At 71.7% G+C, this 26,150-nt stretch carries 28 protein-coding genes and 1 pseudogene; 14 read left to right on the top strand and 15 right to left on the bottom strand.

Annotated features, from left to right (window positions below):
- The first annotated feature begins 111 nt into the window (after positions 1-111).
- The 3 genes from FB563_RS39050 to FB563_RS39040 are packed head-to-tail and all read left to right on the top strand — an operon-like array spanning position 112 to position 2,468.
- On the top strand, positions 112-1,362 hold the full coding sequence (locus tag FB563_RS39050; RefSeq protein ID WP_063797110.1) for a sensor histidine kinase: 1,251 nt from the start codon (positions 112-114) through the stop codon (positions 1,360-1,362).
- Positions 1,359-2,021 (top strand): response regulator, encoded by a 663-nt coding sequence (locus tag FB563_RS39045; protein WP_055708199.1) that lies wholly within the window; start codon positions 1,359-1,361, stop codon positions 2,019-2,021. The genes FB563_RS39050 and FB563_RS39045 overlap by 4 nt, the downstream gene beginning before the upstream one ends.
- A gap of 57 nt (positions 2,022-2,078) precedes the next feature.
- The gene (locus FB563_RS39040) at positions 2,079-2,468 is read left to right on the top strand and encodes an IclR family transcriptional regulator domain-containing protein (RefSeq protein ID WP_055708200.1); all 390 of its coding nucleotides are present in this window, start codon (positions 2,079-2,081) and stop codon (positions 2,466-2,468) included.
- 186 nt (positions 2,469-2,654) lie between these two features.
- On the opposite strand, the gene FB563_RS39035 is transcribed toward FB563_RS39040, so the two are convergent.
- The 6 genes from FB563_RS39035 to FB563_RS39010 all read right to left on the bottom strand — a co-directional run bounded on the left by FB563_RS39035 (position 2,655) and on the right by FB563_RS39010 (position 8,978).
- Positions 2,655-3,731 (bottom strand): fatty acid desaturase family protein, encoded by a 1,077-nt coding sequence (locus FB563_RS39035; RefSeq protein ID WP_055708201.1) that lies wholly within the window; start codon positions 3,729-3,731, stop codon positions 2,655-2,657.
- Between the two features lie 113 nt (positions 3,732-3,844).
- Positions 3,845-4,858, bottom strand: coding sequence for a type I glyceraldehyde-3-phosphate dehydrogenase (gene gap, locus FB563_RS39030; protein WP_055708202.1), 1,014 nt, complete (start codon positions 4,856-4,858; stop codon positions 3,845-3,847).
- A gap of 105 nt (positions 4,859-4,963) precedes the next feature.
- On the bottom strand, positions 4,964-5,920 hold the full coding sequence (locus FB563_RS39025; RefSeq protein ID WP_055708240.1) for a GlxA family transcriptional regulator: 957 nt from the start codon (positions 5,918-5,920) through the stop codon (positions 4,964-4,966).
- 20 nt (positions 5,921-5,940) lie between these two features.
- Positions 5,941-6,354: a GNAT family N-acetyltransferase gene (locus FB563_RS39020; protein ID WP_055708203.1), complete on the bottom strand. Its 414-nt coding sequence runs from the start codon at positions 6,352-6,354 to the stop codon at positions 5,941-5,943.
- 223 nt (positions 6,355-6,577) lie between these two features.
- Positions 6,578-8,026: an argininosuccinate synthase gene (gene argG / locus FB563_RS39015; protein WP_055708204.1), complete on the bottom strand. Its 1,449-nt coding sequence runs from the start codon at positions 8,024-8,026 to the stop codon at positions 6,578-6,580.
- 67 nt (positions 8,027-8,093) lie between these two features.
- On the bottom strand, positions 8,094-8,978 hold the full coding sequence (locus FB563_RS39010) for a winged helix-turn-helix transcriptional regulator (protein WP_055708205.1): 885 nt from the start codon (positions 8,976-8,978) through the stop codon (positions 8,094-8,096).
- 94 nt (positions 8,979-9,072) lie between these two features.
- Here FB563_RS39010 and FB563_RS39005 point away from each other — a divergent pair, with 94 nt between their 5' ends.
- Positions 9,073-9,741: an O-methyltransferase gene (locus FB563_RS39005; protein WP_055708206.1), complete on the top strand. Its 669-nt coding sequence runs from the start codon at positions 9,073-9,075 to the stop codon at positions 9,739-9,741.
- A gap of 109 nt (positions 9,742-9,850) precedes the next feature.
- Here FB563_RS39005 and FB563_RS39000 read toward each other — a convergent pair whose 3' ends face one another.
- A complete protein-coding gene (locus tag FB563_RS39000) occupies positions 9,851-11,509 on the bottom strand; it encodes a penicillin-binding transpeptidase domain-containing protein (protein ID WP_055708207.1) in 1,659 nt (552 codons plus the stop codon).
- Positions 11,510-11,635: 126 nt separating this feature from the next.
- On the opposite strand from FB563_RS39000, the pseudogene FB563_RS38995 reads away from it, so the two are divergent.
- Positions 11,636-11,830, top strand: a pseudogene (locus FB563_RS38995) (MFS transporter); the annotation flags it as partial.
- A gap of 77 nt (positions 11,831-11,907) precedes the next feature.
- Here the strand turns inward: FB563_RS38995 and FB563_RS38990 are convergent.
- On the bottom strand, positions 11,908-12,474 hold the full coding sequence (locus FB563_RS38990; RefSeq protein WP_055708209.1) for a TetR/AcrR family transcriptional regulator: 567 nt from the start codon (positions 12,472-12,474) through the stop codon (positions 11,908-11,910).
- 84 nt (positions 12,475-12,558) lie between these two features.
- Between FB563_RS38990 and FB563_RS38985 the strand changes: the two genes are divergently transcribed.
- Entirely contained in the window at positions 12,559-13,482 is a 924-nt protein-coding gene (locus tag FB563_RS38985; protein WP_055708210.1) for an SDR family oxidoreductase, read from the top strand.
- A gap of 98 nt (positions 13,483-13,580) precedes the next feature.
- Here FB563_RS38985 and FB563_RS38980 read toward each other — a convergent pair whose 3' ends face one another.
- The 3 genes from FB563_RS38980 to FB563_RS38970 all read right to left on the bottom strand — a co-directional run bounded on the left by FB563_RS38980 (position 13,581) and on the right by FB563_RS38970 (position 15,783).
- Positions 13,581-14,126: a P-loop NTPase family protein gene (locus FB563_RS38980; protein WP_055708241.1), complete on the bottom strand. Its 546-nt coding sequence runs from the start codon at positions 14,124-14,126 to the stop codon at positions 13,581-13,583.
- A gap of 79 nt (positions 14,127-14,205) precedes the next feature.
- Entirely contained in the window at positions 14,206-14,877 is a 672-nt protein-coding gene (locus tag FB563_RS44680) for a hypothetical protein (protein WP_234357870.1), read from the bottom strand.
- Between the two features lie 159 nt (positions 14,878-15,036).
- Positions 15,037-15,783 (bottom strand): MerR family transcriptional regulator, encoded by a 747-nt coding sequence (locus FB563_RS38970; RefSeq protein ID WP_055708211.1) that lies wholly within the window; start codon positions 15,781-15,783, stop codon positions 15,037-15,039.
- 104 nt (positions 15,784-15,887) lie between these two features.
- On the opposite strand from FB563_RS38970, the gene FB563_RS38965 reads away from it, so the two are divergent.
- From FB563_RS38965 to FB563_RS38950, 4 genes are all read left to right on the top strand, one after another.
- Entirely contained in the window at positions 15,888-17,045 is a 1,158-nt protein-coding gene (locus FB563_RS38965; protein WP_055708212.1) for an erythromycin esterase family protein, read from the top strand.
- Between the two features lie 84 nt (positions 17,046-17,129).
- On the top strand, positions 17,130-17,528 hold the full coding sequence (locus FB563_RS38960) for an ACT domain-containing protein (protein ID WP_055708213.1): 399 nt from the start codon (positions 17,130-17,132) through the stop codon (positions 17,526-17,528).
- Positions 17,529-17,571: 43 nt separating this feature from the next.
- Entirely contained in the window at positions 17,572-18,048 is a 477-nt protein-coding gene (locus FB563_RS38955; protein WP_055708214.1) for a hypothetical protein, read from the top strand.
- Between the two features lie 120 nt (positions 18,049-18,168).
- Entirely contained in the window at positions 18,169-19,125 is a 957-nt protein-coding gene (locus tag FB563_RS38950; protein ID WP_055708215.1) for a MerR family transcriptional regulator, read from the top strand.
- Positions 19,126-19,208: 83 nt separating this feature from the next.
- Here the strand turns inward: FB563_RS38950 and FB563_RS38945 are convergent, their stop codons facing one another.
- Entirely contained in the window at positions 19,209-19,565 is a 357-nt protein-coding gene (locus FB563_RS38945; RefSeq protein WP_079048948.1) for a GNAT family N-acetyltransferase, read from the bottom strand.
- 272 nt (positions 19,566-19,837) lie between these two features.
- Here FB563_RS38945 and FB563_RS38935 point away from each other — a divergent pair, with 272 nt between their 5' ends.
- Positions 19,838-20,494: a hypothetical protein gene (locus tag FB563_RS38935; RefSeq protein ID WP_055708216.1), complete on the top strand. Its 657-nt coding sequence runs from the start codon at positions 19,838-19,840 to the stop codon at positions 20,492-20,494.
- A gap of 142 nt (positions 20,495-20,636) precedes the next feature.
- Here FB563_RS38935 and FB563_RS38930 read toward each other — a convergent pair whose 3' ends face one another.
- Positions 20,637-21,593, bottom strand: coding sequence for a hypothetical protein (locus FB563_RS38930; RefSeq protein WP_055708217.1), 957 nt, complete (start codon positions 21,591-21,593; stop codon positions 20,637-20,639).
- Between the two features lie 102 nt (positions 21,594-21,695).
- Between FB563_RS38930 and FB563_RS38925 the strand changes: the two genes are divergently transcribed.
- Positions 21,696-22,250, top strand: coding sequence for a GNAT family N-acetyltransferase (locus FB563_RS38925; RefSeq protein ID WP_055708243.1), 555 nt, complete (start codon positions 21,696-21,698; stop codon positions 22,248-22,250).
- Between the two features lie 59 nt (positions 22,251-22,309).
- On the opposite strand, the gene FB563_RS38920 is transcribed toward FB563_RS38925, so the two are convergent.
- A complete protein-coding gene (locus FB563_RS38920; RefSeq protein ID WP_055708218.1) occupies positions 22,310-23,512 on the bottom strand; it encodes an MFS transporter in 1,203 nt (400 codons plus the stop codon).
- A gap of 38 nt (positions 23,513-23,550) precedes the next feature.
- Between FB563_RS38920 and FB563_RS38915 the strand changes: the two genes are divergently transcribed.
- Positions 23,551-24,147 carry a CGNR zinc finger domain-containing protein gene (locus FB563_RS38915; protein ID WP_055708219.1) on the top strand — a complete coding sequence of 199 codons (597 nt, stop codon included), beginning with the start codon at positions 23,551-23,553 and terminating at the stop codon, positions 24,145-24,147.
- A gap of 116 nt (positions 24,148-24,263) precedes the next feature.
- A complete protein-coding gene (locus FB563_RS38910) occupies positions 24,264-25,013 on the top strand; it encodes an SDR family oxidoreductase (RefSeq protein ID WP_055708220.1) in 750 nt (249 codons plus the stop codon).
- 64 nt (positions 25,014-25,077) lie between these two features.
- On the opposite strand, the gene FB563_RS38905 is transcribed toward FB563_RS38910, so the two are convergent.
- Positions 25,078-26,133, bottom strand: coding sequence for a YihY/virulence factor BrkB family protein (locus FB563_RS38905; RefSeq protein ID WP_055708221.1), 1,056 nt, complete (start codon positions 26,131-26,133; stop codon positions 25,078-25,080).
- Between the last annotated feature and the right edge of the window lie 17 nt (positions 26,134-26,150).

The raw sequence follows: 26,150 nt of genomic DNA, 5'->3' as shown, positions 1-26,150 counted from the left end.
GCCCGGTCCGGGCATGAGGCCGGGGGTGACAACCGCGCACGGCCGACTGGTCCAGGGGTGTACGTCCCCAGGACGATGCCGTGCGCCCCGGCACCTGGTTAGTCTCCCGGCATGACCAGCACCGACGAACCGACTGCCCTCGGTTCCTTCGCAGCACGGCGCGACCGCCCGAAAGGACCCCCGGCGGTGACGAGGGCGGCGTTCACGGCCTGGTCGGGGGGCGTGCTGTACGTGTTCCTGCTGCTGCTCCTGGCGTCGTGCGCACCCCGGAACTCCAGCCCCCTCGTCGCCGTCGGGTCACTGCCGGCGGTGAGCCTGCTCGTCGGGGTGGTGCGCCGGACGCCGCTGACGGCCCTGGTCCTGGCACTGCTCGGTGCCACTGCTGTGGTGGTCGTCCCCAAGCGCACCGCCCAGGCGAGCCTGACCTTGTCGTATCAGGGCCAGTTCCTGTCGTATCTGGCGGCCGACCTCGTCCTGGGGTACATCGTGGCCACCTGCCGGCGCCGGGTCTGCGTCATCGCCGTGTCTCTCGCCTTCAGCCTGCAGTTGGTGGCGATCGGCCTCTTCGCGCGCGGCCCGGACTTCCTGATCGTCGACGGTGTGATCGGTCTTCTGACGATGGCCGCGTCCTGCATGCTGGGGCTGCTCAGCCGGGAGCGCCGCGAACACACGGTGGCGCTCCGCGCGCAGGATGTGACCGAGGCCGTGACCGCCGAACGGCTGCGGATCGCACGGGAGTTGCACGACATGATCGCGCACAGTGTCGGCATCATCGCCATCCAGGCGGGGATGGGCAGCCGGGTCATCCGCACACAGCCCGACGCGGCCGGCGAGGCACTGCGGGCCATCGAGACCACCAGCAGACAGACCCTGTCGGGCCTGCGCCGCACCTTGGTGGCGCTCCGTCAGGCCGAGCCCGAGGCGACGGGTGAGCCGGCTCGGCTCGCGCCCTCGCCGGGTCTCGCGGACATCGAACGGCTCGCGGCGGCCACGGCGGACGCAGGAGTACGGGCCGAGGTGCGCATCAGCGGGGAGCGGCGGCCCCTGCCGGCCGATGTCGACCTGTCGGCCTACCGTATCGTGCAGGAGGCGCTGACCAACGTGGTCCGGCATGCGGGCACCGGGCACTGCACGGTGACCCTTGAGTACGGGGAAGAGGAGCTGTCCGTGGAGGTCGTCGACGACGGGCGCGGTGTCTCCAAGGACGGCTCGGGCCACGGCTTCGGCATCGTCGGCATGCGGGAGCGGGCAGCCCTCCTGCACGGCCGGTTCAGCGCCGGACCGCGTCCCGAGGGCGGCTTCCGGGTGGTGGCCCGGCTGCCCCTGCCCGAAGCCGCCGGCGTCGCGGTGGGGATCCGATGAGCGTCCGGATCGTCCTCGCCGACGACCAGCAGCTCGTACGGTCCGGGCTGCGGGTCCTCATGGCCGACCACCCCGACCTGGAGGTCGTCGGCGAGGCCGCCACCGGCGAGGAGGCCGTCCAGCGGGTCCGGGAGACCGGCCCCGATGTCGTGGTCATGGACATCCGCATGCCCGGCATGGACGGCATCGAGGCCACGCGCCGGATCACGGCCGGCCACGCGTCGAGCCGGGTGCTGATCCTCACCACCTTCGACGAGGACGACCATGTGTACGGCGCGCTGCGGGCCGGGGCCAGTGGCTTCGCCGTCAAGGACATGGCGCTGGACGACATCCTCGCCGCGATCCGTGTGGTCGCCGCCGGTGACGCGCTCATCGCGCCGGGTGTGACACGCCGTCTGATCGCGGACTTCGCCGAACGCCGGCCGCCCGCTCCGGACCACTGCACCCGACTGCTGGAGGGCATCACCGAGCGCGAGCGGGAAGTGCTGACCCTGGTCGGACGCGGCCGGTCCAACGCCGAGATCGCGCAGGACCTGTTCATCACGGTGGCCACGGCCAAGTCGCATGTCTCCCGGTTGCTCGGCAAACTCGGTGCCCGGGACCGGGTCCAGCTCGTGATCACCGCCTACGAGACGGGCCTGGTCACCCCGTCGGGCTGAGCGCCGTAGGAGGACGCGCCCCGTCCCGGTGCCGTCTCCGCACACTCCCCGTCGCTGGTGTCCCGGCTGCGCGCCGCCGTGCTCCCCCATCTGCGCCGGCTGGTCGACACCCTGGACGAGACGGCGCATCTCACCCTCCGCACCGGGGGCACGGCCCGGTTCATCGCCGGCGCCGAGTGCGAGCAGGCACTGCGGGTCAGCTCCCGCGAGGGCCTGGTGTTCCCGGCGCACCGGACGACGGCTGGGCTGCTGCTAGCCGAGCTGGACGAGGGGGAACTCGCGGCGGTGTACGCCGCCGAGCGCTACCGCGACCGGCCGGGCCCGACGGGGGCGCGCCGGCGGGGGTGTCGGTGTCCATGCCCGGTGTCCGGTACGACTCCGGTCGGCTGCAGGAGCAGGTGGCGCTGCTTCGCGCTGCCGCGCGGGGGATCGAGGAGGACCTGGTGAGCTGAGGACCCACGCTCTGCGACACCATCGACCAGGCCGGTCGGGGTGGCGAGCCCTGCCTGGTCACCGGCTGGTGACTCCGGCGCAGGAGGCTGCCAGGTATGCACGGCAGACCGCCGCGAGCTCGGGCGCGGAGGGAATCGCCACCTGGACCCGGACCGCACCCACGCGTTTCGGGCGCTGTGCTCACTTCGCCCCGCGCTGCCGCCTGATCGGTTCTCCCACCCGGTGCATATGGGTGAGGGCCTCGCGGTAGGACCGGATCAGTCCGGTCTCGTGGTACGGCACGCCGATCTCCGTGCAGTACTCCCGGACGATGATCTGAGCCCGGCGCAGATGAGGTGTGGGCATGCTCGGGAACAGGTGGTGCTCGATCTGGTAGTTGAGCCCGCCGAGCATCACATCGGTGAGCCGGCCGCCGCGGACGTTGCGGGAGGTGAGGACCTGGCGGCGCAGGAAGTCCGGCCGTCCGTCGCCGCTGAGCGTGGGCATGCCCTTGTGGTTCGGTGCGAAGGTGCAGCCGAGGTAGACACCGAAGAGGCACTGGTGCACGAAGAGGAACGCGACCGCCTTGCCGGCCGGGAGCACCAGGAACAGCGCGGACACATACGCCGCGAGGTGGAGGAAGAGCAGGCCGCCCTCAAGGACCCGGTGCTTCATGGCGGGCGAGCGCAGCGCCCGTACGCTCGCGACGTGCAGGTTGAAGCCCTCCAGGGTCAGCAGGGGGAAGAACAGCCATGCCTGGTGTCCCCCGATGAGACGGGCGAGGCCGCGGCTGTCACGGGCCTGGGCGGTGGACCACACCAGGATGTCCGGGGCGACATCCGGGTCGAGTTCCTCGTGGTTGGGGTTGGCGTGGTGACGGGTGTGCTTGTTCATCCACCAGCCGTAGCTCATGCCGATGCCGAGATTGCCGAAGAGCCTGCCCCATGTCTCGCTCGGCCGGCCGCGCCGGAAGACCTGACGGTGCGCCAGATCGTGGGCCACGAGGGCGACCTGGCCGAACGCGAAGGCCAGGAAGGCCGCCACCGCCAGCTGCCACCAGGTGTCGCCGAGCACCAGGAAGGCGCCCCAGCCCGCCGCGAGCAGCGCGGTCACCAGAGTGAGCCGTGCCGTGTAGTAGCCGGGGCGCCGCTGCATCAGACCCGCCTCGGCGATACGCCGGGACAACCGGGCGAAGTCGCTGCCGGTTCCGGAACCGGACGTACGGGCACGCGCGGGGGACGCCTCGGCGGCGGCCGAGGCATGAGTGGAGATCGTCATGCCGTCGAGTCTCGGCCCGCCCGTCCGGCCGGAACAGCCGGTCAGACCCCCGACCGGACGGGGGGCTTTCCCTACGACGCCCAGGGTGTTGCCCCCCTGCCGAACCGCTGACCTCAGCCTTCTCGGGAGGCCGACCCGGCGAGCAGTTCCAGCGTGTCGATGACACGGTGGGAGAAGCCCCACTCGTTGTCGTACCAGGCGACCACCTTGATGTGCCGGCCGTCGACGCGGGTCAGGTCCGAGTCGAAGATCGAGGAGGCCGGGTTGCCGGTGATGTCGGAGGACACGAGCGGGTCTTCCGAGTACTCCAGGATGCCGGCGAGCGGGCCCTCGGCCGCGGCGCGGTACGCGGCCAGGACGTCGTCGCGGGTCACGTCACGGGCGACGGTCGTGTTGAGTTCGACGATCGAGCCCACCGGTACGGGCACGCGGATCGAGTCGCCCGACAGCTTGCCGTCGAGGTTCGGCAGCACGAGGCCGATCGCCTTGGCCGCGCCCGTCGTGGTCGGCACGATGTTGACGGCGGCGGCGCGGGCCCGGCGGGCGTCGCGGTGCGGGCCGTCCTGCAGGTTCTGCTCCTGCGTGTAGGCGTGCACGGTCGTCATGAAGCCGTGCTCGATCCCGGCGAGTTCGTCCAGCACGGCGGCCAGCGGCGCGAGCGCGTTGGTGGTGCAGGAGGCGTTGGAGACGATCGTGTGCACGTCCGGGTCGTACGCGCCGGTGTTGACCCCGTACGCGAGCGTGACGTCGGCTCCGTCGGACGGCGCGCTCACGAGCACCTTCCTCACGCCCGCGTCGAGGTGTGCCCGGGCGGCCTTCGCCGAGGTGAAGCGGCCGGTCGCCTCCAGGACGATGTCCACCCCGAGGCCGGCCCAGGGCAGCTGGGACGGCTCGCGCTCGGCGAGGACGGTGATGCGACGACCGTCGACGACGAGGGCGTCCCCGTCGACGGTCACGGGACGGCCCAGCCGGCCGGCCGTGGTGTCGTAGGCGAGCAGCCGGGCAAGGGTGGCGGGCTCGGTCAGGTCGTTCACCGCGACGACCTCGAGGGCGCTGACGCGTTCCAGCAGGGCGCGCAGCACATTGCGTCCGATACGGCCGAATCCATTGATGGCAATGCGAGTCATGAGTGGTGTCCCTTCGGTTGCCCTCGGTTCCCCACCAGCGTCGCGTCCCGCGTTCGCGCATGACCGTGTCGCGAGCGCCACGGTTCGCAAGGATCGCGCCAGGGGCTATTCACCCTGGGTGAAGGTGCGCCGGTATTCGCTCGGGGTGGTGCCGAGGATCCGCTGGAAGTGGGTCCGCAGGTTCGTGCCGGTGCCGAGGCCGACGTCGGCGGCGATCTGCTCGATGCTGCGCTCGGACCGTTCGAGCAGTTCCCGGGCCAGGTCGATGCGGACCCGCATCACCCACTGCATGGGCGTGTATCCGGTGTCCTCGACGAAGCGCCGGGAGAGCGTGCGCGGGGAGACCGCGGCGTGCCGGGCGAGCACCGTCAGGGTGAGGGGCTCGCCGAGGCGGTGCAGCGCCCACTCCCGGGTCGCGGCGAACCGCTCGCCGAGCGGCTCGGGCACACTGCGGGGCACGTACTGGGCCTGGCCTCCGCTGCGGTACGGGGCGGCGACCAGGCGCCGCGCCGCGTGGTTGGACACGGCGACCCCGAGGTCCTTGCGCAGGATGTGCAGGCACAGATCGATACCGGAGGCGGCTCCGGCCGAGGTCAGCACGGTGCCCTCGTCGACGAAGAGGACGTTCTCGTCGACCCGGACCAGCGGGTGCTTCGCGGCGAGGGCCCGCGCGTAGTGCCAGTGCGTGGTCGCCCGCTTGCCGTCGAGCAGTCCCGTGGCCGCGAGTGCGAAGGCCCCTGTCGAGATGGCGGCGAGCCGCGTGCCCCGGGCGTGGGCGGCGAGCAGCGCGTCGACGACGGACCGTGGCGGATCCTCGCGGTCGGGAAACCGGTAGCCGGGGATGAAGACGATGTCCGCCCACGCGAGCGCGTCAAGGCCGTGGGCGACGTGGTACGACAGCCCGTCACCGCCCGCCACGAGTCCGGGCTCGGCCCCGCAGACCCGCACCTCGTACGGCATGCTCGCCCGTGTCGTGAACACCTGCGCGGGGATCCCGACATCGAGCGGTTTGGCACCTTCGAGCACCAGGACGGCGACGCGTCGCAGACGGGGGGACGGCACGGACACAGGGTACGAGAGGCTCAGCGGCCGCCCTCGGGACCGCCTGAGGAGAGGCGGAGTTCGAGTTCGAGTTCGAGCTCGTGCCGGACCGGAATGCCATCCATGCCGAGCCGCGGGATGGCCGGTTTCAGCGCCCGGGACCGGGCGACGGCGTCCCGGTGGAGGGCGACGAGGTCGAAGCCGTAACGCTGATAGAACCGCAGGGCCCGTACATTGTCGTTCGTCGTCACCCACCAGAGGCGCCCGGCACCCGCGGCACGCGCCGCGCGCACCACGGCGTCGACGAGCGCGGTTCCCACCCCTGCTCGCTGCCGCGCGGAGTCGAGCGTGACGAGTTCGCACTCGTCCCCGTCCGGGCGGTAGGTCACCGCTCCGACCCGTTCCCCGTGCAGCTTCGCCACGAACGCGGGCAGGGCGGTCGTGTCATGGGCCACCCCCCCCGGCTCACCGAGACTGTCCCGCCCCATCGGGCGGTGAACAGCTCACGCAGCCAGGCCGGTCCCCCTCCGTGACCGGTGCCACGACCGGCTCCGCCCCCACTCGCTCGTCGACACCCATGCGACCAGGTTCTCAGACGACGGGCGTACGGCGGCGGGCCCCGTCGGGGGTGAACCGACGGGGCCCGTTGCCCAAGGGTGTACGGCCGGTGAGACGGGGTCAGTCGGTGCCGGACTCCATCGCGGCGCGGTCCAGGGCCTGGTCCTCCTCCGAGACCTCCCCGCGGGAGGCGATCGCCTCGGCGCCGCCCTGCGGCATGGCGCCGATCAGGCCGGTCGAGGCCGCCTGGGCCGCGCCGATCAGGGCCGGGTGCTCGGTGCCGACCATGCCCAGGCCCGCGTACTGCTCCAGGCGCGCACGGGAGTCGGCGATGTCGAGGTTGCGCATGGTGAGCTGGCCGATCCGGTCGGACGGGCCGAACGCGGAGTCCTCGGTGCGCTCCATGGACAGCTTGTCCGGGTGGTAGCTGAACGCCGGGCCCGTGGTGTCCAGGATCGAGTAGTCCTCACCGCGCCGCAGCCGCAGCGTCACCTCGCCGGTGACGGCGGCGCCGACCCAGCGCTGCAGGGACTCGCGGATCATCAGCGCCTGCGGGTCCAGCCAGCGGCCCTCGTACATGAGGCGGCCGAGCTTGCGGCCCTCGGTGTGGTACTGGGCGAGGGTGTCCTCGTTGTGGATGGCGTTGACGAGGCGCTCGTACGCAGCGTGCAGCAGGGCCATGCCGGGGGCCTCGTAGATACCGCGGCTCTTGGCCTCGATGATCCGGTTCTCGATCTGGTCCGACATGCCGAGGCCGTGCCGGCCGCCGATGGCGTTGGCCTCCATGACCAGTTCGACCGGCGAGCCGAACTCCTTGCCGTTGATCGTCACCGGGCGGCCCTGGTCGAAGCCGATCGTCACGTCCTCGGCGGCGATCTCGACCGACGGGTCCCAGAACCGTACGCCCATGATCGGCTCGACGGTCTCGATGCCGGTGTCCAGGTGCTCCAGGGTCTTGGCCTCGTGCGTGGCGCCCCAGATGTTGGCGTCGGTGGAGTACGCCTTCTCCGTGCTGTCGCGGTACGGCAGGCCGTGCGCGAGCAGCCACTCGGACATCTCCTTGCGGCCGCCGAGCTCGGTCACGAAGTCGGAGTCCAGCCAGGGCTTGTAGATCCGCAGGTGCGGGTTGGCGAGCAGGCCGTAGCGGTAGAACCGCTCGATGTCGTTGCCCTTGAAGGTGGAGCCGTCGCCCCAGATCTGCACGTCGTCCTCGAGCATCGCCCGGACCAGCAGGGTGCCGGTGACGGCGCGGCCGAGGGGCGTGGTGTTGAAGTAGGCACGCCCGCCCGAGCGGATGTGGAACGCGCCGCAGGCGAGCGCGGCCAGTCCCTCCTCGACCAGGGCCGCACGGCAGTCGACCAGGCGCGCGATCTCGGCACCGTAGGCCGTCGCACGGCTGGGTACCGAGGCGATGTCGGGCTCGTCGTACTGGCCGATGTCGGCGGTGTAGGTGCACGGGACGGCGCCCTTGTCGCGCATCCACGCGACGGCGACCGAGGTGTCGAGACCGCCGGAGAAGGCGATTCCGACGCGCTCGCCGACCGGAAGGGAAGTGAGGACCTTGGACATAGGAAGAGTATGCATCATCCCGCATGCCCATGCATAGCCCGGGCGCACAACCGGGTGAGCGGCCTCCTCACGCGAGCGTGTCCGCGGCGGCGAGCGCGAAGGCCTGCTCCACCGCGGAGGGAATGTCGGTGACCGGGAAGAGCGTGTGCCGTACGGTCCGGTCGGGCCCGACGACGAGGACGAGCCGCTTGATGCGCAGATCCTGCCCGGCCCGGAAGGTCGGCAGGCGCAGGCCGGCGGTGAGCTGGAGCTGGGCGTCGGACAGCAGGGGGAAGGGCAGGTCCTCGGCCCGCGCGAAGGCGGCCTGCTCCTCGGGCGTCTGCGTGCTCACGCCGTGGACGGCGATGCCCGCGGCCTCGAACCGCGGCCAGGCGGCGCGGAACAGGCGGTTCTCCAGGGTGCAGCCCGCACTGCCGGGGACCGGCGGCCCGGCGAGGTCGGCCGGAACGCCGGGGATGCCGGCCGCCGGGTAGGCGAACAGCACCGTCGGGCGGGGGGCGGCGGCCACCGGGTCGTGCGAGCGGCCGTCGGTTCCCGGCAGCCGGAGACCGGCGGGTACGGCCTGGCCGACGAGCGAGGCGACCCGCTGGGCCTCGGCGCCGTGGCCGGCGGTCTCGCCGGTGAGCGTGCCGTCGCCGAGCAGCCACCGGTCGGCCCAGTCCTGCAGCGCCACCAGGACCGGAACCAGACCGCGGCCCTGTTCGGTCAGCACGTACTCGTAGCGTGGCGGCCGGTCCTGATAGAGGCGGCGCTCCAGCACATGGTGGTCGGTCAGGGCGCGCAGCCGCTCGGTGAGGATCTTGCGGGAGACGCCCAGTTCGCCGGCGAGCCGATCGAAGCGGACATGGCCGCGCGCGATCTCCCGCAGGACGAGCAGGCTCCACCAGTCCCCCACCACCGCCGCGGCCTGCGCGATGCCGCAGGCGTCGTCGGTCACCCGCCGTGAACTCATCGTCGCCCTCCCGGGACAAGGCCATTGACACGCCGCCGGATCCCGATAGTAGGTTCCCATTCGGAACTTAGTAAGTATCGAAAGGGAACTCACTATGCCCCAGCAGACGTGGACCGCTGTCGACGACTACTTCAACGCGCTGCTCGTGCCGGAGGACGACGCCCTGCTCTCGGCCGCCGGGGACAGCGACGCCGCGGGGCTCCCGGCGATACAGGTGGCCCCCAACCAGGGCAAGCTGCTCCACCTACTGGCCCGGATCCGGGGCGCCCGCCGCATCCTGGAGATCGGCACCCTGGGCGGCTACAGCACCATCTGGCTCGCCCGGGCCCTGCCGGACGACGGCCGCCTGGTCAGCCTGGAGAGCGACCCGCACTACGCCGCCGTCGCCACCGCCAACATCGCCCGTGCCGGGCTGGACCACATCGTCGACATCCGCGTCGGCAGGGCCCAGGACACGCTTCCCGTCCTCGCGGCCGAGGAAGCCGGGCCCTTCGACCTGGTCTTCATCGACGCCGACAAGCCCTCCAACCCGGAGTACCTCGAGTGGGCCCTGAGGCTCAGCCGGCCCGGGAGCGTCATCGTCGGCGACAACGTGGTCCGCGAGGGGGCGGTCACCGACGCGGACAGTGACGACCCGCGTGTCCAGGGCGTACGCCGCTTCACCGAACTCATCGCCGGGCACCCGCGGTTGACCGCCACCACCCTCCAGACGGTCGGCTCGAAGGGCTACGACGGCTTCACCCTCGCCCTGGTCACCGAGTGAGCGCGTGACCGGCGGGACGACACCGCCCGCCGGCCGGTGGCGGCATGTCGGCTGCCGCCGACGAGACCCTCTGGCAGGAGGAGTGACCACCCTGCCGAGGGGCCGGGGGTCAGCTGCCGGTCAGCAGCCGTCGTACGACATACCCCGCTGAGTCCACGCCCGAGCTGCCGCCCTCGACGAGCGCCGCGACCGAGATGCGGGAGTTGTAGGCGGTCAGCCAGCCGTTGGTGTGGTCGCCTTCCTCCGCGGTGCCGGTCTTGGCGCCGACACCCGTCAGTCCGCCGAGGCGCGGTGCCGCCGTGCCGCTGGTGGCCACGTCGCGCATCATCGACTGCAGATAGCCGGCCGTACGGGCGGAGATGGGCCGGGCCACCGTCTCCTGGTGCTGTTCCGGCAGGATGACCGGCTGCTGGAAACCGCCGCCCCGGACGGTGGCCGCCACCGACGCCATGAACAGTGGGGTGGCGGTGGCCTTGCCCTGGCCGATGAACTGGGCCGCCTGGTCGCCGCCCTGTACGTCCGGCGGGATGCTCGGGTCGGTGGTGGCGACTCCCCCGCCGATGGACCAGCTGCCCATGCCGAAGACGTTCACGGCCTCGTCGTGCAGCGCGGAGGCGTCGCCGCCCTGCACGAGGTAGTGGAAGCCGTCCTTGATGAAGGAGGTGTTGCAGGACACCGTGAAGGCCTGGGCGAGCGAGGCGCCCGGGTTGGCCCGCACGCCGGAGTCGTTGTGGAACAACTGGCTGTTGGCCGTCAGCGAGTCCGTGCACGGCGCCGGGCTGCTCGGTGTGAGACCCGCCTTGTCGAAGAGGGCCGCCGAGGTGATGATCTTCATCGTGGAGCCGGGGGACTTGATGCCGTTGATGGCGATGTCGCCGTCGTCGCCGGAGTGAGCGATCGCGAGGATGTGACCGTTGCGCCAGTCCAGTGCCACGGTACCGGCGGGCTTCTGCTGGAGGTGGGCATCCTGCACGGCGCGCTCAGCCACCGCCTGGAGGCCGGCGTCGATGGTTGTCCGGACGACGGCCGGGCGGCCCTTGACGAAGACCTTCAGCGTCTTCACGCCCGCTCCGCCGGCGTCGACGACGGCCACGCCCGTGCCCGGGGTGCCGCCCGTGGGCTTGGCGTTCTTGCCGATCGTGGCCGCGATGTCCCGCAGTGACGCGAAGCCGGACAGATCGGTCTTGCCGTCGCTCGCCACGACCTTGGTGCCGCCCGCGCCGGCCGGCAGCGTGCCCGCGGTCAGCGACTGGCCGTCGGTCAGGCCGGGATAGAGCACCGAGTTGTTCCAGTGGACCGCCGAGTGGCCGTTCGTGCTCTTCAGCACGGCCACCGCGCTGGGGTAGCTCCAGGTGCCGCCCGCGACCTGAGCGGTCACGTCGAAGGTGACCTTGGTGGCGCCCGCGGTGACCGACGAGGGGCCCACCGACACGAGGTGACCGAACGACAGCTTCTTCAGGTGCAGGCCGTCCGCGTAGTCCCGCAGCGCCTGCGCGGCCGTGCCCGGTACGTCGGTCTCGCCCGCCGCGCCGTCCACCTGCTGCTGGGACCAGCTGTCCAGGAACGCGCGGGCCCGCTTCACCGCCTCGGCGTCCGACGGGGGCGTGCTCGACAGCGCCGAAGGGTCGAATGCGCGCGCGTCCTGGGAGCCCGTGTCACCCGCGGAGCCCGAGGCCAGGCTGTGCGCGATGTTGTAGATACCGATCCCCCCGAGGGCGAGCAGCGCGGTGCAGGTACCGGCGAGGCCGATCTTCACAGCTCTGTTCATAGGCAGGATCGTATGTATGTTCCATGGAAAAGTGTGCCGAGTTCCAAGAAACAGTGTGCGGATCGCCGGTGGATCGTTATCGGAACGTCAAGCCGAGTCCCGGCCCGGGCACGCGAGTTCCGGCCGTGGCTGGACTCGCTGGGGGCGATCACCGCCGTACGCGCCCTGGTCGGCGTCACCGAGGCCGCCATCATGACCTGCCGCACGACGCCGGTCGGCGACTACGACACCGGGCGGCGGCGGGTGAACTACCTGGCCCTGCGGCCCCTGTGCGCGTCGGCTTCGGCCACCGCCTTCTTCGTGCCGGGCGGATCCGACGGCCCTTCGGCGAGCGGTCTGGTGATCACTGACCGGACGGACACATCCGATCAACTGACCGGCCCCCAAAGGAACATGTCCTAGGCGCCCGAGGCCACAGCCTTCAGTTCGGTCAGTGACTCCCGGATCAGCTGCCGCATCGGACGTTCCTCGCCCGGTGCGATCCAGCGTTCGAAGGCGACCTTGAAGACGGCGACCCCCGCCTCGGCGGCGAGGCTCGCGGTCGGCTCCGCGACACCACGGCCGCGCAGGGTACCGGCGAGGGCGGCCGCCATCGAGGCCAGTTTGATCAGCTCGCGCTCCCGGAGCTCGGCGTTCGCGGTGATCACGGCATGGCGCCGGCGCGCGAACTCCCGCCGGTCGGCGAACAGCTCGGCGACCGCCTCCAGCCCGGCGGACAGTGCGTCGAGCGGCACCGCTGCCTCCGGGGCACCGGCGACCGCCCGCACGATCAGGTCCTCCAGTTCACCCGCGCCCGCGAAGAGGACCTCGCGCTTGTCGGCGTAGTGCCGGAAGAAGGTCCGCTCCGTGAGCCCGGCCCGCTTGGCGATCTGGGCCACGGTGGTCTGCTCGTAGCCGTGCTCGGCATAGAGCTCCAGTGCGGCTTGCGCCAGGCGTCCTCGCGCGTCCGGCTCCCATCTACCCATGCCGGGATCCTACGTGATGACAGGGACTGACATCAGGGTGTAGCGTCTATGACAGTCACTGACATCAATCGTCTGGGGTCTCCCATGCGCATCTTCGTCACCGGCGCCTCCGGCTGGATCGGATCCGCCGTCGTACCCGAGCTCATCGACGCGGGACACCAGGTCCTCGGGCTCGCCCGCTCCGAAGCGTCCGCCGCCGCGCTCACCGCGTTGGGCGCGGAGGTCGTTCGCGGCACCGTCGACGACCTCGACCTGCTGCGGGACGCGGCCGCCGCGTCGGACGGGGTGATCCATCTCGCCTTCAAGCACGACATCGCCTTCGGCGGCGACTTCAAGGGCGCCGCCGAGGCCGACCGCCGCGCCGTCGACGTCTTCGGCGAGGCGCTCGCGGGCACCGACCGGCCCTTCGTCCTCGCCTCCGGCCTGGCCGGCCTCGCACTCGGGCGGGCGGCGACCGAGCGGGACACGCCCACGCCCGACGGCTCACCGGTCCACCTCCGCGCCGTCACCGCACAGGAGGCGCTCGCGTTCGCCCCGCGCGGCATCCGCTCCTCCGTGGTGCGGCTCTCGCCGACCTGTCACGGCGAGGGAGACAACGGATTCATGGCGATGCTGGTCGCCCTCGCCCGCGAGAAGGGCGTCTCCGCCTACCTCGGCGACGGCGCCAACCGCTGGCCGGCCGTCCACCGCCTCGACGCCGCGCGCCTTTTCCGCCTGGCGGTCGAACACGCCCCGGCCGGATCGGTGTTGCACGGGGTCGCGGAGGAGGGCATCGCGCTCCGTGATGTCGCCGAGGTGATCGGCCGGCACCTCGACGTACCGGTGGTCTCCCTGCCACCCGAGGCGGCGGCCGGGCACTTCGGCTGGCTGGCCGGTTTCTACGGCCTCGACGTCCCCGCGTCGAGCGCGCTGACCCGTGAACTGCTGGACTGGAAGCCGACCCGACCGGGTCTCCTGGAAGACCTGGACAAGGGCCACTACTTCCACGCCCCTGCCGCCGACGCCTGACGGATTCCGTCGACCGGGGGGCACGCCGGGTGCCCTGCGGCAGGAGACGGTGCGCGCCGCGGTGGTGCCGCGGCCCGGCGGCGGGCGCAGGGGCGCGGTCAGAAGGCGCGGGGTGGAAGGCCGGCCAGTCCGGTGTCGCTCATGATGCGCTCGACCGTCTCCAGCAGGGTGCTGTCGGCGCCGATGACGGTCTCCACTCCCCCGGGCAGCAGGTCGCGCTGCCGGTACCAGTCCCGCAGGTCGGCCTCGCCCACGTGGCCGGCGATCGGCTTGGTGGCGTGCCGGGCGAGGCTTTCCTCGAACGGCACGTCGAGGTAGTAGCCGTGGGTCGGCCCCCGGTGGTCGGCGCGCAGCCGGGCGAGCATGTCGCCGTAGCGGTCGGCGTACAGGATGCCCTCGACGATCACGTGATAGCAGGCGTCCAGGGCATAGCGGGCCACGGTGTCGATCAGGCCGATGTTCGCCGCTCCCGGGCGGTCCCGCTCTCGCAGGACGACCCGGCGGAGGTTGTCCTGTGCCACCAGGGCGAGCCCACGGCCGAACCGGTCGCGGACGCCCGCCGCGACGGACGACTTGCCCGAGGCGCTGTTGCCGCGCAGCACCACCAGCCGGGTCTGTTCGGTACCGACTCCCACCTGCGGCAGGGTACCGGCGGAGGAGCTCGGCGTGATGGTGAACGGGTCCTGGCCGGCGGCCCGTTCGGCGCGCTCCGGGAGCCGGAGGTCACCAGTCGACGTGTGCGGTGATCCATTCGGCCAAGCCGTCCTCGTCGCCCGGCGGGGGCAGGTCCGGACCACAGGTGAGTGGCGTGCAGGACAGTTGGAGATGGGTGAGGTAGCCGTACGGACCGTTGTCGGCCGACGGCCCGAGCACGAGGGCGTGTGTGGGTGTGCGCCAGATGCGCTGGGTCAGCGCCGGCCCGGTGACGACAGTGGCGGATGACACGATCGTCCGCTGTGCCGCCGCGCCCAGGCACTCGGTCACCGCCTGCGCCGCCCGGGTGAGGACGGCCTCGCAGTCCTGGTCCGTGCAGGGTCGTCGGGTGGTCCAGCCGGGCAACTGCTGCCAGCCGTCCATATAACCGGACAGCCACGGACCGTTGGTCAGGGACTCGTCGTCCGGGTCGACGGGGTGCATCTCGCCGAAGACGAGGAAGTACCGCGCCTTGGGACTTCCGAACGGGCTGACGCCGTCACAGCACACCACGTGCTCATGGGCGGTGCGGAAGGAGTCGCAGACCAGTTCGTTCTGCCAGTGCCAGCCGCGACGCCGTATCTCCTCGTCAACGGCGTCGACGTCGTCGGAGACGTGCGGCTCATGGGGCAGAGCGACGAACTCGGCAACTGCCTCGACGGTCAGGGGACGGTGGGCGAGGGCATGTACGGGTACCGGCATGCGGATCACTCTAGGAGCCCGGTCTCGGCGTCCTGCCGACAAGGCGTTTCCCGAGCACCTCGCTCGCGCGTCCGGCGGACCTGGGCCGCACGCCGTGCGTCGAGCACGGCTGCCCACGAGGTGCCCTTCGGCGATGTCTTGAAGGCGAAGAGCATCGCGTCAACCCGGCCCAGGCGCAAGGCGTTTGCCGGCATCAGGATCGAGGTGGGTCAGGTAGGCGTCGAGACGTGTGGCCGCGCGCAGCATGGCCAGGCCCTGTGCGGTGAGTTGGTTCTGCCAGGCCTCCAGTGAGGACACGAGTGCGTCCGTGCCGCCCGCCGTGCGGATCTGGTGGACCACGGCGGCGATGTGGTCCAGGAGATGACCTCCGCGTCGCAGGAGGTGGGCGAGCTCGGCGTCACGGATGTCGTCGGCACCGAAGACGCGGTATCCGGTGGCCGGGTCCCGGGCGGGGGTGAGGATGCCGGCGTCCTCCCAGTTGCGCAGGGTCGCGGGTGTGACCCCGAGGTGGTGCGCGAGTTCGCCGACCGTGCGGGTACCGGGATCCCGGACGGGAGCCGGGGCGGCCTCGGACTCCGCCGTCAGGTGGGACACCGCGGTACGTACCGCGGCGAGGGTGTCCCGGTCGCGGAGCAGCTGCCCGTGGCCGCGGTCGACGATCGTCAGGGCCTCGTCGAGTGCGTCTTGGTGAAGGGCGTTCATGATCTGGCCGGCGGCCGCGTACCCGTGGGCCGGGACGAGCGAGAGGTAGGCGCGGAGCGCTGCCGCGTGCACCTCGGTGTAGATGCGGTAGCCGCTGGGGGTGCGCTCGGCGGGCGGGATGAATCCGTGCCGCTCGTAGTTGCGCACGGCCTGGGTCGAGATGCCGTGCTCGCGCGCGAGGTCGGCCGGTCGCAAGGTGCTCACCGGTTGAGACTTTACCGCAGGTCCTGACCATGTGATACGGGCCGGATGAGGGAGGGAGCCTCCGCAAAGTCTCAACCGTCCTTTCAAGGATACGATTGAGGCCCATGAGTCAGGACATCCGAGACTTCGTCACCCCGTCATGCCAGGTCCTGGGACTGGGTGAGCCGACGCACCAGGAACCGGCCTTCGGGCGGATCCGGAACGAACTCTTCGCCCAGCTGGCCGAGCGCGGTTTCCGGTCGATCGCCCTCGAGAGCGACCGCGTGGCGGCGCTCGCCGTGAACGACTACGTCCAGGGAGGAGCCGGAAGCCTCGACGCGCTCATGCGCGAGGGCTTCTCCCACGGCTTCGGGGACCAGGACGCCAACAGGCGGCTGGTCAGCTGGATGCGCGACCACAACCAGCACCGGCCGCCGGCCGAACGCCTGGCCTTCCACGGCTTCGACGCGCCGCTGGAGAACACCTGCGCGCCCAGCCCCCGCCCCTATCTGGAGCACGCGCGTGACTACCTGGGGCTCGACCTCGACCTCGCGGCACTCACCGGCGACGACACACGGTGGAGCCGGCCGGAGGCGATCCTCGACCACGCCATGTCCCCCGGCGCCACCGCCGAGGCCGAGCGACTCCGGTCGATCGCGGACGACATGCACGTCGCGCTCTACGGACGCGCCCCCGAACTGATCGCGGCGACCTCCCGCGAGGACTGGTTCAGGGCCAGGACACATCTCACCGCAGGCATCGGCCTGCTGCGCTACCACAAGCAGTCGGCGCAGCCCCTGGAACCGAGTCCGCGGATAGCCGGCCTGCTCGCCGCCCGCGACGCGCTGATGGCCCAGAACCTCCTGGACATCCGGGCCATCGAGGAGCAGCGGGGCGCGACCCTGGTCTTCGCGCACAACTTCCACCTGCAGCGCAATGCGAGTGCCTGGCGCCTCGAGGACCTCAGTGCGCAGTGGTCGGGTGCCGGCGCCATCGTGGCTTCTCTGCTCGGCGAGCGGTACGTCTGCGTCGCCGGCAGCCTGGGCCGCAGTGCGGCTCTGGGGCTCCGGGACCCCGCCCCGGACACCCACGAGGGCCGCCTCCAGAGCCGTATCACCACCTGGGGCCTGGAACCGGCCGTCGCGGACCCGGCCGCCCGCCCCCGGACCGACACGCACCCGAGGCAGGGCTACTTCCCGCTCGACCGGGCGACACTCGGCGCGGTGGACGCGGTCCTGCACATCAGCGACGGCACGACCGCCGGCGCACCGGCACCCGGCTGAGCTCGACGGGGCGAAGGTGGCGACGCCATGACCGGCACCGCTCGCCTCCGCGGCGGGCGGCCGGGCGGCCCGTAGGGTGGGTCCGTGACCGGCGAGACTGATCTGCAGACACTGCTCAGCGGCATGCGTCCGGAACTGAATCCGGGTCGCTATGTCTTCACCATGGCGGAGGGCGGCGTGCCGTCCGGTGTCACCCCCGTGGTGACGGTGGCCGAACAGGAGGGGCTGACGCTGGTCGTGCCCCAGGCGGAGGCGGACGCGGCGGGGATGGCGTACGACTATGTGGCCGGCTGGATCACCCTGCGGGTCCACTCCGCACTGGCCGCGATCGGGCTGACCGCCGCCGTCTCCCGTGCCCTCGCCGACGCGGAGCTGAGCTGCAACGTCGTCGCCGGCTTCCACCACGACCACCTCTTCGTGCCCTACGAGCGGGCCGAGGAGGCCGTGGAAGTCCTGCGGCAGCTGGCCCGGCCTTCTTCCTGATACCCCGGCGAGTTCCCTCGGGGACGGCTTCAAGGTCACGGTCGTGGAGGGCGCGCTCCAGGGTGTCGAGCGCGCTGTCGCCGCCGAACTGCGCGGAACCGTACGGGTGCTTGGCCTCTGGGCGTCGCTGCGGCGGGTGCACGGGGAGGCCCGTGTCGATCTGCGGGCGTGGTGGGAGGCTGCTGCGGGGCGGCACGTTTCGGGCACACCGTTCGAGGCGCGCCTGGAGCACCGACTCGCCGAGGCCACCGTGTGGGCGGTGCCCCGGCCGCACGGCGACGGCCGCTGGAAGGTACGGATCGAGCTGTCGCTCCGTGGCCGCTCGCTCCTCCGCCCCGTCGCCACGGCCGGCCTCCCGCTGTTCCGGAGCCGGCTGCGCGAGGCTGTCACCGACAGGGTCGACCGGCTGGCCCAGATGTGGAACGAGACCGTCCCGGACACCGTGTCCCGGGACAGGAGCCGACTACGCGAACGCATTCTGGACGCAGCCGCCTCACGGCCCGAGGAGCCCCTCGGGTGACGGCGCACCCGGCAGACGAACAGGCCTGGACCGTCCACGGGAGCAAGGACGGGCAGCGCCTTCGGGCGCCTTGACCTTGCCACCGAGGGCAGGGTTTAGCGTGGGGGCGAGGTGAACGGCATGAGGATCAGTGAGCTGGCGCGTCGGGCCGGTACGACGACGAAAGCGGTGCGGTACTACGAGTCGCTCGGGCTGATCACACCCGAGCGCCTGCCCAATGGCTACCGGGACTACGGCGAGGACGACGTACGCCTCGTGCGGGAGATCAGGGCGCTCCACCGGCTCGGTATACCCGTCGAGCGCACCCGGCCGTTCCTCGAGTGCCTGGCGGCGGGACGCGCACACGCGGACGACTGCCCCGCCTCGCTCGCCGGCTACCGCGAGGCCATCGACGAACTCACCGAGCGCATCGAGTCCCTGACCGCCCGCCGCGCGACGCTGATCGCCAACCTGAACGCCGCCGCCCACCGGGGCAGCGGCGTCGTACCGCCCGGCGAGAGGGCCACCGCGGGCATGGACTATCTGACACTGCCCGCGGACCTGCCCGTCCCCGAGGACGACGGCGCGGCGGACCATCTGCCGGGCATGAAGGTGCCGGGCCTCGCGCTGCTCGACACGGCGGGCCGAACGGTCCACCTGGACGCGTTCGGCCCCCGGCGCACGGTCGTCTACGTCTACCCGCTCACCGGCCGACCCGGCACCGACCTGCCGGAAGGCTGGAACTCCATCCCCGGAGCCCGTGGCTGCACGCCCGAATCATGCGGCTTCCGCGACCACTTCCACGACCTGCTCGAAGCCGGCGCGGGCCGCGTCTACGGGCTGTCCAGCCAGGACACCGACTACCAACGCGAGGTCGTGGAGCGGCTGGGCCTCCCCTTCGACATGCTCTCCGACCCCGACCTGGGCCTGGCCCGCACGCTCGGTCTGCCCACCTTCGAGGTCCAGGGGATGCGGCTGTTCAGGCGCCTGACACTGGTCCTCCGAGCCGGTGTGATCGAACATGTCTTCCACCCGGTCTTCCCGCCGAACGAGCATGCCCAGCAGGTGCTGACCTGGCTGCGCCAGAACCCTCTGTAGGCGCCGGACCGAACCCCGGCCCGAGGATCGAGGAGGTCGTCGGTCACGAACACCCTGGCGGCGTCGTGGAGTTGCGGCATCCGCTACCTCGACGGATCGCGACCGGGTGCGGACCACATGGCGGCGCTGGTGACGGCGCATGTGGGCACATCGGCGGACATCGGCTCGCGGACCATGAACACATCGACCGGGTCCTCGGTCTCGACGCGGAAGCCGTGGCGCTCGTACAGCCGTATGGCCCGGAGCGCGTTCAGCCGGACCCGGGTGCCGTCGTCGTCGCAGCGCTCCAGCAACAGCCGCAGTACGGCCGTTCCGATGCCCCTGCCCTGCAGGCGCGAGTCCAGGTAGAAGTGCTCCAGCCAGTGGGCGTCGTCCGCGAGCCGCAGCGCCACGCATCCGGCCAGGGCGCCGCCGGCCTCGGTCAGCCAGGTGTCCGCCATGATCGCGATGCCGGCGCGGCGGGACTGCCCGGCTCCGCGGACCAATGGCCTCACGGACGGTGCGTGGCCGCGGTGGCCGCCTCTCGGATGACACGGAGGGATGACAGCGGGAGGATCGGCACACAGCCGGGCAATGCACAGTGTTCACTCGGTGGAAACCCGCGGGGCCATCCGTATCATCCATGTGTCGGGGGACCCGCAGGACAACTCCCGTTCCCCGCCTGCCGAGCCGCAGGCGACGGAGCGCACCAGAGTCACGATAGGAGCCACAGATGCCTGAGCCCACCGCCCCCGTCACCGAGTTGACCTCGCAGTACGTCAGCCAGGTGACCAACGACCTCGAGCACAACGTCAAGGAACAGGAACGCATCACCGCCGAAATCGCCGCGCTTCAGGAGCAGTTGGCGGCTCTGCAGCACGACCAGACGATTCTGGTGAACATGCGGCAGGCGCTCGGTGTCGCGGCCTCGGTCAGCACACGCACCCCGGCCGAGGGTGCCGTGGTACCCGCCCCGCGCAAGAAGACCACCACGGTGTCCGACAAGCGCCGGGCACCGAAGAAGGCGGCGGCCCCGGAGGCGTCCGGCCGCAGGAAGCAGGCCGCCAAGAAGCCCGCGGCGGAGAAGGCTTTGGCGCCGAAGAAGACGACCGGCCAGTCCGCTCAGCCCACCCTCATCGAGCTGGTCCGGCGTCATCTGGCCGAACAGCAGGAGCCCCGCTCCGCGGCGGAGGTCGCCGAGGCGCTCGGCAAGGCACATCCGGGCCGGGAGATCCAGACCAAGGTCATCCGCACCACTCTGGAGAACCTCGTGGCCCGCAACTCCGCCCAGCGCAGCAAGCAGGGCTCGTCCGTCTTCTACACCCTCGCCACCGGGTCGGATTCGGCGGCGGCGCACACGAAGGAGTCCGGGACCGACGCTGCCGAATGAGCCGTGGTCACATCGCCCCGTCCCGCACTACAAGCGTGGACGAGTTCCGGACGGGGCGTTCCGGCGCAGGTGACCTCGCTGCCGTCCGCGCCGGAAGGCCACTGAACACTGACTGACGATCCGTCAGAAGTCCTGCCGCGGCTCACACACCGGCCGTGGCCTTCTGCCGCGTCTGGTCGAACTCGGTCACCGGGTCGCCGCCGGTCCGCCAGGGCCACGCGGTGACGACACCGCCGATCTGCTCGAAGACGGCACGCGCCTCGGCGCGCCGGTCCGCGGCGACGAGTGTGTAGGCGAGCAGGTTGAGGTCGGCAAGTGCCTTGGCGTGGCGGAGAAACCCCGGCTGGATCCAGGTGTGCGCCGCGCGGTCGAGGGCCTGCGATGCCATGGCGTGGGACCAGTGGTTCCGTGCGACCAGTGCCTCGAGCCCGCCGCGGCCCAGGATGGCGTGGTACTGGTGGACCTGAGCGGTGAGTTCGGTCGCCACACATGGCGCGTTGGCGGGCATGCGGGCGCGCAGGGTGTCCACGAACTCCAGCACCTGGATGCGCGACCCCGCCTCGTCGGGACTGAGGTAGGCCAGCATGTTCAGATAGGCCTCGCGGTTCCAGCGATCCCGTGCGAGCACCTCGTTCCACACCCCGAAGACCTGCGACTGCGCACGGCGTTCCAGTCGGACCACGGCGAGGAGGGCCACCCAGGGCGTGGGGTCTTCCGGGGCGATTTCGGCGGCGCGCAGACAGGTCTCGACGGTGCCGGCGGAGTCTTCCAGGTGTCCCTGGGCGCGGGCCTGCGCGACCTGGGTCCAGGCGTGCAGGACGAGCGCGTCCGCGCTGCGGGGCTCGCGCGTGACCCAGGCCCGCGACAGGTGCGATCCGACGAGGTACTCCGCCAGGACGTCCATGCGATGCGTCCGGCGGTCCCAGTCACCGGGGTCCTGCTCAAGGAGGCGGGACATCTGAGCCACACACAGGTCACTGGTCGCGATGGTGCCGGTCCTGGTGGTCGCCACGAGTGACTTCAGCAGCTTGCCCAGGTCCTGGTCGTCGAGCTCCGGAGCCAGCCGGACCCTTCTGCGGCGACTGGAGAGAAATGCCATGTCCGGAGGCTAGGGCGGATCGGCGCACATGCAAGGGCTGGGCCGAGATCGTTATGGTTTACACGTACAAGTTGCTTATACAAGTTGCCTATATTGCCGTCCATGCCCGAGATACAGCTGCTCCGTCCGGCTCATGCTTCCGCGCTGTTCGCCTTCGAGCAGGAGAACCGGGCCTACTTCGCCGCGTCCGTCCCCGACCGGGGCGACGACTATTTCGCCCGGTTCGACGAGCGGCACCGTGCGCTGCTCGCCGAGCAGGAGGCCGGGGTCTGCTACTTCCATGTGCTGGTGGGCGCCGACGGCGAGGTGCTGGGCCGGATCAACCTGGTGGATGTCGCGGACGGCGGCGCCGACCTCGGGTATCGCATCGCTGAGCGTGCCGCGGGCCGGGGGCTCGCCACCTGGGCGGTGCGGGAGATCTGCGGCCTGGCCGCCCAGCGCTACGGGCTGACGGTGCTGCGTGCCGCGGCCAGGCTCGACAATGCGGCGTCGCGGGCCGTGCTGGCCCGTTCGGGGTTCACCGTGGTCGGCGAGACCCGGCTCTCCGGTCGCCCCGGACTGACGTGTCTCCGCAGTCTTGCGGACGTCACCGCTCCGCGGGGCACGACGGCTACCCAGGTCCCGCGCGGGAACCGGAATCCACCGGGAACCGGGTGAAGCGGCAAGCGGATCGAGCGACAGCGGGTGAGCGGTAACCGGATCAAGCGGGAGCAGGGTCATTCCGGCCGCGAAGACACCTCGGCGGCTTCGCCGGTGCGCAGTGGTACGGCGAAGAAGGCCGGCGCCGCGCAGGCCGCCACGCCCGCTGCCGTGGCCAGGGTTGCCTCAAGGGACCAGGTCGCCAGTGGGCCGGCGATCGCCGCGCCCGCCGCGAAGGCGGTGATCTTCAGACTGGCGCCGGTGGTGAAGATCTGGCCGCGCAGGCGGTCGGGGGCCTCCCGGTGGCGTACCGCGAACAGGGCGGTCAGCTGCGGTCCCTCAGCGGCCCCGGCCAGCAGCAGGGCCAGGACGAGCACGGCCGGGCGGCCCGCCGCCGCCAGCGCGAACGCGCCGGCCTGGATCAGGGCGCCGGCCCAGATGACCGGGTCGGGGGCGATGCGCCGCGGGAACCGTGCCAGTACGGCGTTGGCCACCAGGGCCGAGACGGCCGTACAGGACAGCAGCAGCGCGCCGCGTCCCGCACCGCCGAGGACACGTTCCCCCAGCAGCGGAGCGCAGGCCGTCAGCATGCCCTGCGCCGCACAGCACACGACCGAGGCCAGGGTCGCCCGGGCCAGCCGGGGATTTCCCACGATGACCCGCACGCCGGCCGCGAGGTCGCCGATCAGGGCACCGGGCCGCGCCCGCGGCACCCGCGCGCCGCTCCCCGGAAGCGTCCACGCCGCGGGTGCCGCCGAGCCGATGAGCGCCGCCGACACCGCGACGGCCGTCGACGTCCCCAGCGCCTCGGCCAGGCCACCGGCCAGGACCGGACCGGACAGGCTCGCGATGCCGAAGCTCATGGCGTCGAGCGCGTTGGCCCGTGGCAGCCGGTCCCCCGCCGCCACCCTCGGCAGTTGGCCCGTCCAGCCACCGGACAGCGCCGGCCCCAGCAGGCCGGTCAGGACGGCGATCAGCATCGTGACGCCGAACGGCAGCCGGCCGAGCCCAGTGAGGATCACCGCGAGGCCGGTCGCGTACAGGACGAGCGCCACGGCCAGCAGCCGTCCCGGCCGCTGTCGCCTGTCGAGCACCGCCCCGAGCGCGGGGCCGCCTGCCGCCGCCGCGACCGTGATGCCGGCGAGCAGCGCCGAGGCCTCGGAGGCCGAGCCCTCGACCGCGTATCCCGCCAGCATCAGCGCCGGTCCCGACATCTCGTCCCCGACGCGGGCCACCATCGCTCCCGCGAAATACCGGACCATCGCGTAACGCCTCAGCACTCGAGTGACGTTACGTACGTAACTCAAAACTGCGCAATATGCGTTACAGTGCGCTCGTGTCCCCCAGCAACGGCGCCGACGGCGACTGGTCCACCCGGCACTCCGTCCTGACCATGGCCCGCCGCACCGCCGCTCTCGTCAACGCGCTCGCAGAGGACCGCCCCGAGCCGGGCCATGTGGCGGAGGTGCTCCACGCCTACGGCGAGACGGGAGCCGCGGAACTCACCGCCAGGGATGTCGCGCAGATGCGCGAGGCCGCGGGCCGGCTCCGGGAGGTCTTCGCCGCCGAGAACGCCGACCAGGCCGCCGCCGTCCTCAACCGCCTCCTGGGCGAGCACACCGGGTCGCTTCGCCTCACCTCGCACGGCGGCGGCACGCCCTGGCATCCCCATCTCGACCACGACGACGACGCTCCCTGGGATGAGTGGCTCCTCGCCTCGTCCTGCCTGGCCCTGACCGTTCTCGTCTGGGACCGCCAGCTGCCGCCCGGCAGGATCTGTGCGTCGGCCGCCTGCCGGAACGTCTTCATCACCCAGGGCCCCGGCCCCGAACGCCGCTACTGCTCCCGGCGCTGCGCGACCCGGGAGCGCGTCGCGGCCCACCGGCGCACCCGCTCCACGAGACCGGCCGGGTGACCGAACTGCCCGGGCGCGCGGTCCCGGGACCCGCGGCAGTCAGTACGGCCGCCGCCCGCCAGGTGGAGGTCCGTTCGCCGCCAGCGCCCGTCGCGCCGCGCCGGTGAGATGGAGGCATGACTTCACAGACACCCCTTGACGGTAAGAAGGCGCTGGTCACCGGCGGTAGCCGGGGTATCGGTGCGGCGACGGCGCTGCGCCTGGCGCGGCAGGGCGCGGACGTGGCCGTGACCTATGTGAACGGGAAGGAGGCGGCGGAGGACGTGGTGCGGGCCGTGGAGGCCCTGGGACGGCGGGCCGTGGCCCTGCGCGCGAACGCCGCGGACGCGGAGGAGGCGGCGGGTGCGGTAGGACGTGCGGCCGAGGCGCTCGCAGGGCTGGACATCCTGGTGAACAACGCGGCAGTCGGGCTGATGCAGCCGCTGGAGAGCCTGTCGCTCGCAGATGTGGACCGCCTGATCGCCGTGAACATCCGCGGGATGTTCCTGGCCGCCCAGGCCGCTGCCGCACTCATGGCACCCGGTGGCCGGATCATCAGCGTCGGCAGCTGTGTCACCCACCACACGCCGGGCCCCGGCGCCACCCTGTACGCGATGAGCAAGTCCGCGGTCGTCGGGCTGACGAAGGCGCTGGCCCGCGAGCTGGGCGGGCGCGGGATCGCGGCGAACGTCGTGCATCCGGGTCCGACCGACACCGACATGAACCCCGCGGACGGTCCCTTCGCGTCCGGTCAGGCGGCGATGACCGCGCTCGGCCGCTTCGGCACGGCCGAGGAGGTGGCGTCCGCGGTGGCCTACCTGGCGGGGCCGGAGGCGGTGTACGTGACGGGAGCGGAGCTCTCCGTGGACGGCGGGTACGCGGCGTGAGCGAGCGGGGCGCACCGGCCGCTGCGGCCTCGGGTGCGCCCCGCCCCGCCCCGCCTGGCCCGGGTCATGTCTCGTTCAGCCGGCGTACGTCGTCCTCGTCCCACTTCCTGGTGTCGCGCGGCTGGGTGTAGGGCTCGGCCCCGGGCGGATGTCCGCCGGCGATGGCCCGCTGGCGCACGGTCTCCGCGTCGAACTCCAGGCCGAGCAGGATCGCCAGATTGCTGATCCAGAGCCACACCAGGAAGACGATCACGCCGGCCATGGTGCCGTAGGTCTTGTTGTAGGAACCGAAGTTGGCGACGTAGAAGGCGAACCCGGCGGAGGCGGCCATCCAGATCGCCAGGGCGAGGACGCTGCCCGGAGTGATCCACCTGAAGCCCTTGACCCTGGCGTTCGGTGTCGCCCAGTACAGGATCGCGATCATCACCGTGACCAGCAGGACCAGCACCGGCCACTTGGCGATCGACCACACCGTCAGGGCCGTGCCGCCGACACCCAGCGCCTGACCCGCGTGCCGGGCCAGGCTGCCGGTGAAGACGACGATCAGCGCGCCGGCCACGGCGAGCAGCATCAGTACGACGGTGACGCCGATCCGCACCGGAAGGATCTTCCACACCGGGCGGCCCTCCGGCATGTCGTAGACGGCGTTGGCGGCCCGGACGAAGGCGGCCACGTACCCGGAGGCCGACCAGACAGCCAGTACGATCCCGGCGACGGCTATGACCGAGCCGGTGCCGGCGTGGTTCTGCAGTTGCTCCACGGCCCTGGTGAGGATGTCCCGGGCGGAGCCCGGCGCGAAGTGCCTGAGGTTGGCCAGCACCTTGTCGGTGACCGACCGGCCGGCGATGCCGAGCAGCGACACCAGGACCAGCAGCGCCGGGAACAGGGCGAGGATCCCGTAGTAGGTCAGCGCGGCGGCCCGGTCGGTCAGCTCGTCGTCCTTGAACTCGCGCAGAGAGCCCTTCAGTACGGCGCCCCAGGCCCGCCTGGGCAGGTGCGCCGGTGTGTCGGGTGCGGCCCGCTCGACCTGCGGACCCGGCCCGGCCTCCTCCGGCGCCGGCACTCGCGGACCGTCGGCGCCGCCGTGGTGGTGGCGCCCGGGAAGATGCAGTTTCGGCATACCGTCCGGGTATCCGC

Origin of the sequence: Streptomyces puniciscabiei, from assembly GCF_006715785.1 — a bacterium.
In the GTDB taxonomy this organism is placed as follows: domain Bacteria; phylum Actinomycetota; class Actinomycetes; order Streptomycetales; family Streptomycetaceae; genus Streptomyces; species Streptomyces puniciscabiei.
The sequence above is the reverse complement of the archived record's forward strand: the minus strand, read 5'-3'. Positions and strand labels throughout refer to the sequence as shown.

Coding starts and splice junctions, on each gene's coding strand:
- FB563_RS39050 (WP_063797110.1), top strand. CDS start 112: ATGACCAGCACCGACGAACCGACTGCCCTCGGTTCCTTCGCAGCACGG.
- FB563_RS39045 (WP_055708199.1), top strand. CDS start 1,359: ATGAGCGTCCGGATCGTCCTCGCCGACGACCAGCAGCTCGTACGGTCC.
- FB563_RS39035 (WP_055708201.1), bottom strand. CDS start 3,731: ATGACGATCTCCACTCATGCCTCGGCCGCCGCCGAGGCGTCCCCCGCG.
- gap (WP_055708202.1), bottom strand. CDS start 4,858: ATGACTCGCATTGCCATCAATGGATTCGGCCGTATCGGACGCAATGTG.
- argG (WP_055708204.1), bottom strand. CDS start 8,026: ATGTCCAAGGTCCTCACTTCCCTTCCGGTCGGCGAGCGCGTCGGAATC.
- FB563_RS39010 (WP_055708205.1), bottom strand. CDS start 8,978: ATGAGTTCACGGCGGGTGACCGACGACGCCTGCGGCATCGCGCAGGCC.
- FB563_RS39005 (WP_055708206.1), top strand. CDS start 9,073: ATGCCCCAGCAGACGTGGACCGCTGTCGACGACTACTTCAACGCGCTG.
- FB563_RS39000 (WP_055708207.1), bottom strand. CDS start 11,509: ATGAACAGAGCTGTGAAGATCGGCCTCGCCGGTACCTGCACCGCGCTG.
- FB563_RS38990 (WP_055708209.1), bottom strand. CDS start 12,474: ATGGGTAGATGGGAGCCGGACGCGCGAGGACGCCTGGCGCAAGCCGCA.
- FB563_RS38985 (WP_055708210.1), top strand. CDS start 12,559: ATGCGCATCTTCGTCACCGGCGCCTCCGGCTGGATCGGATCCGCCGTC.
- FB563_RS44680 (WP_234357870.1), bottom strand. CDS start 14,877: ATGCCGGTACCCGTACATGCCCTCGCCCACCGTCCCCTGACCGTCGAG.
- FB563_RS38965 (WP_055708212.1), top strand. CDS start 15,888: ATGAGTCAGGACATCCGAGACTTCGTCACCCCGTCATGCCAGGTCCTG.
- FB563_RS38950 (WP_055708215.1), top strand. CDS start 18,169: ATGAGGATCAGTGAGCTGGCGCGTCGGGCCGGTACGACGACGAAAGCG.
- FB563_RS38945 (WP_079048948.1), bottom strand. CDS start 19,565: ATGGCGGACACCTGGCTGACCGAGGCCGGCGGCGCCCTGGCCGGATGC.
- FB563_RS38935 (WP_055708216.1), top strand. CDS start 19,838: ATGCCTGAGCCCACCGCCCCCGTCACCGAGTTGACCTCGCAGTACGTC.
- FB563_RS38930 (WP_055708217.1), bottom strand. CDS start 21,593: ATGGCATTTCTCTCCAGTCGCCGCAGAAGGGTCCGGCTGGCTCCGGAG.
- FB563_RS38925 (WP_055708243.1), top strand. CDS start 21,696: ATGCCCGAGATACAGCTGCTCCGTCCGGCTCATGCTTCCGCGCTGTTC.
- FB563_RS38915 (WP_055708219.1), top strand. CDS start 23,551: ATGCGTTACAGTGCGCTCGTGTCCCCCAGCAACGGCGCCGACGGCGAC.
- FB563_RS38910 (WP_055708220.1), top strand. CDS start 24,264: ATGACTTCACAGACACCCCTTGACGGTAAGAAGGCGCTGGTCACCGGC.
- FB563_RS38905 (WP_055708221.1), bottom strand. CDS start 26,133: ATGCCGAAACTGCATCTTCCCGGGCGCCACCACCACGGCGGCGCCGAC.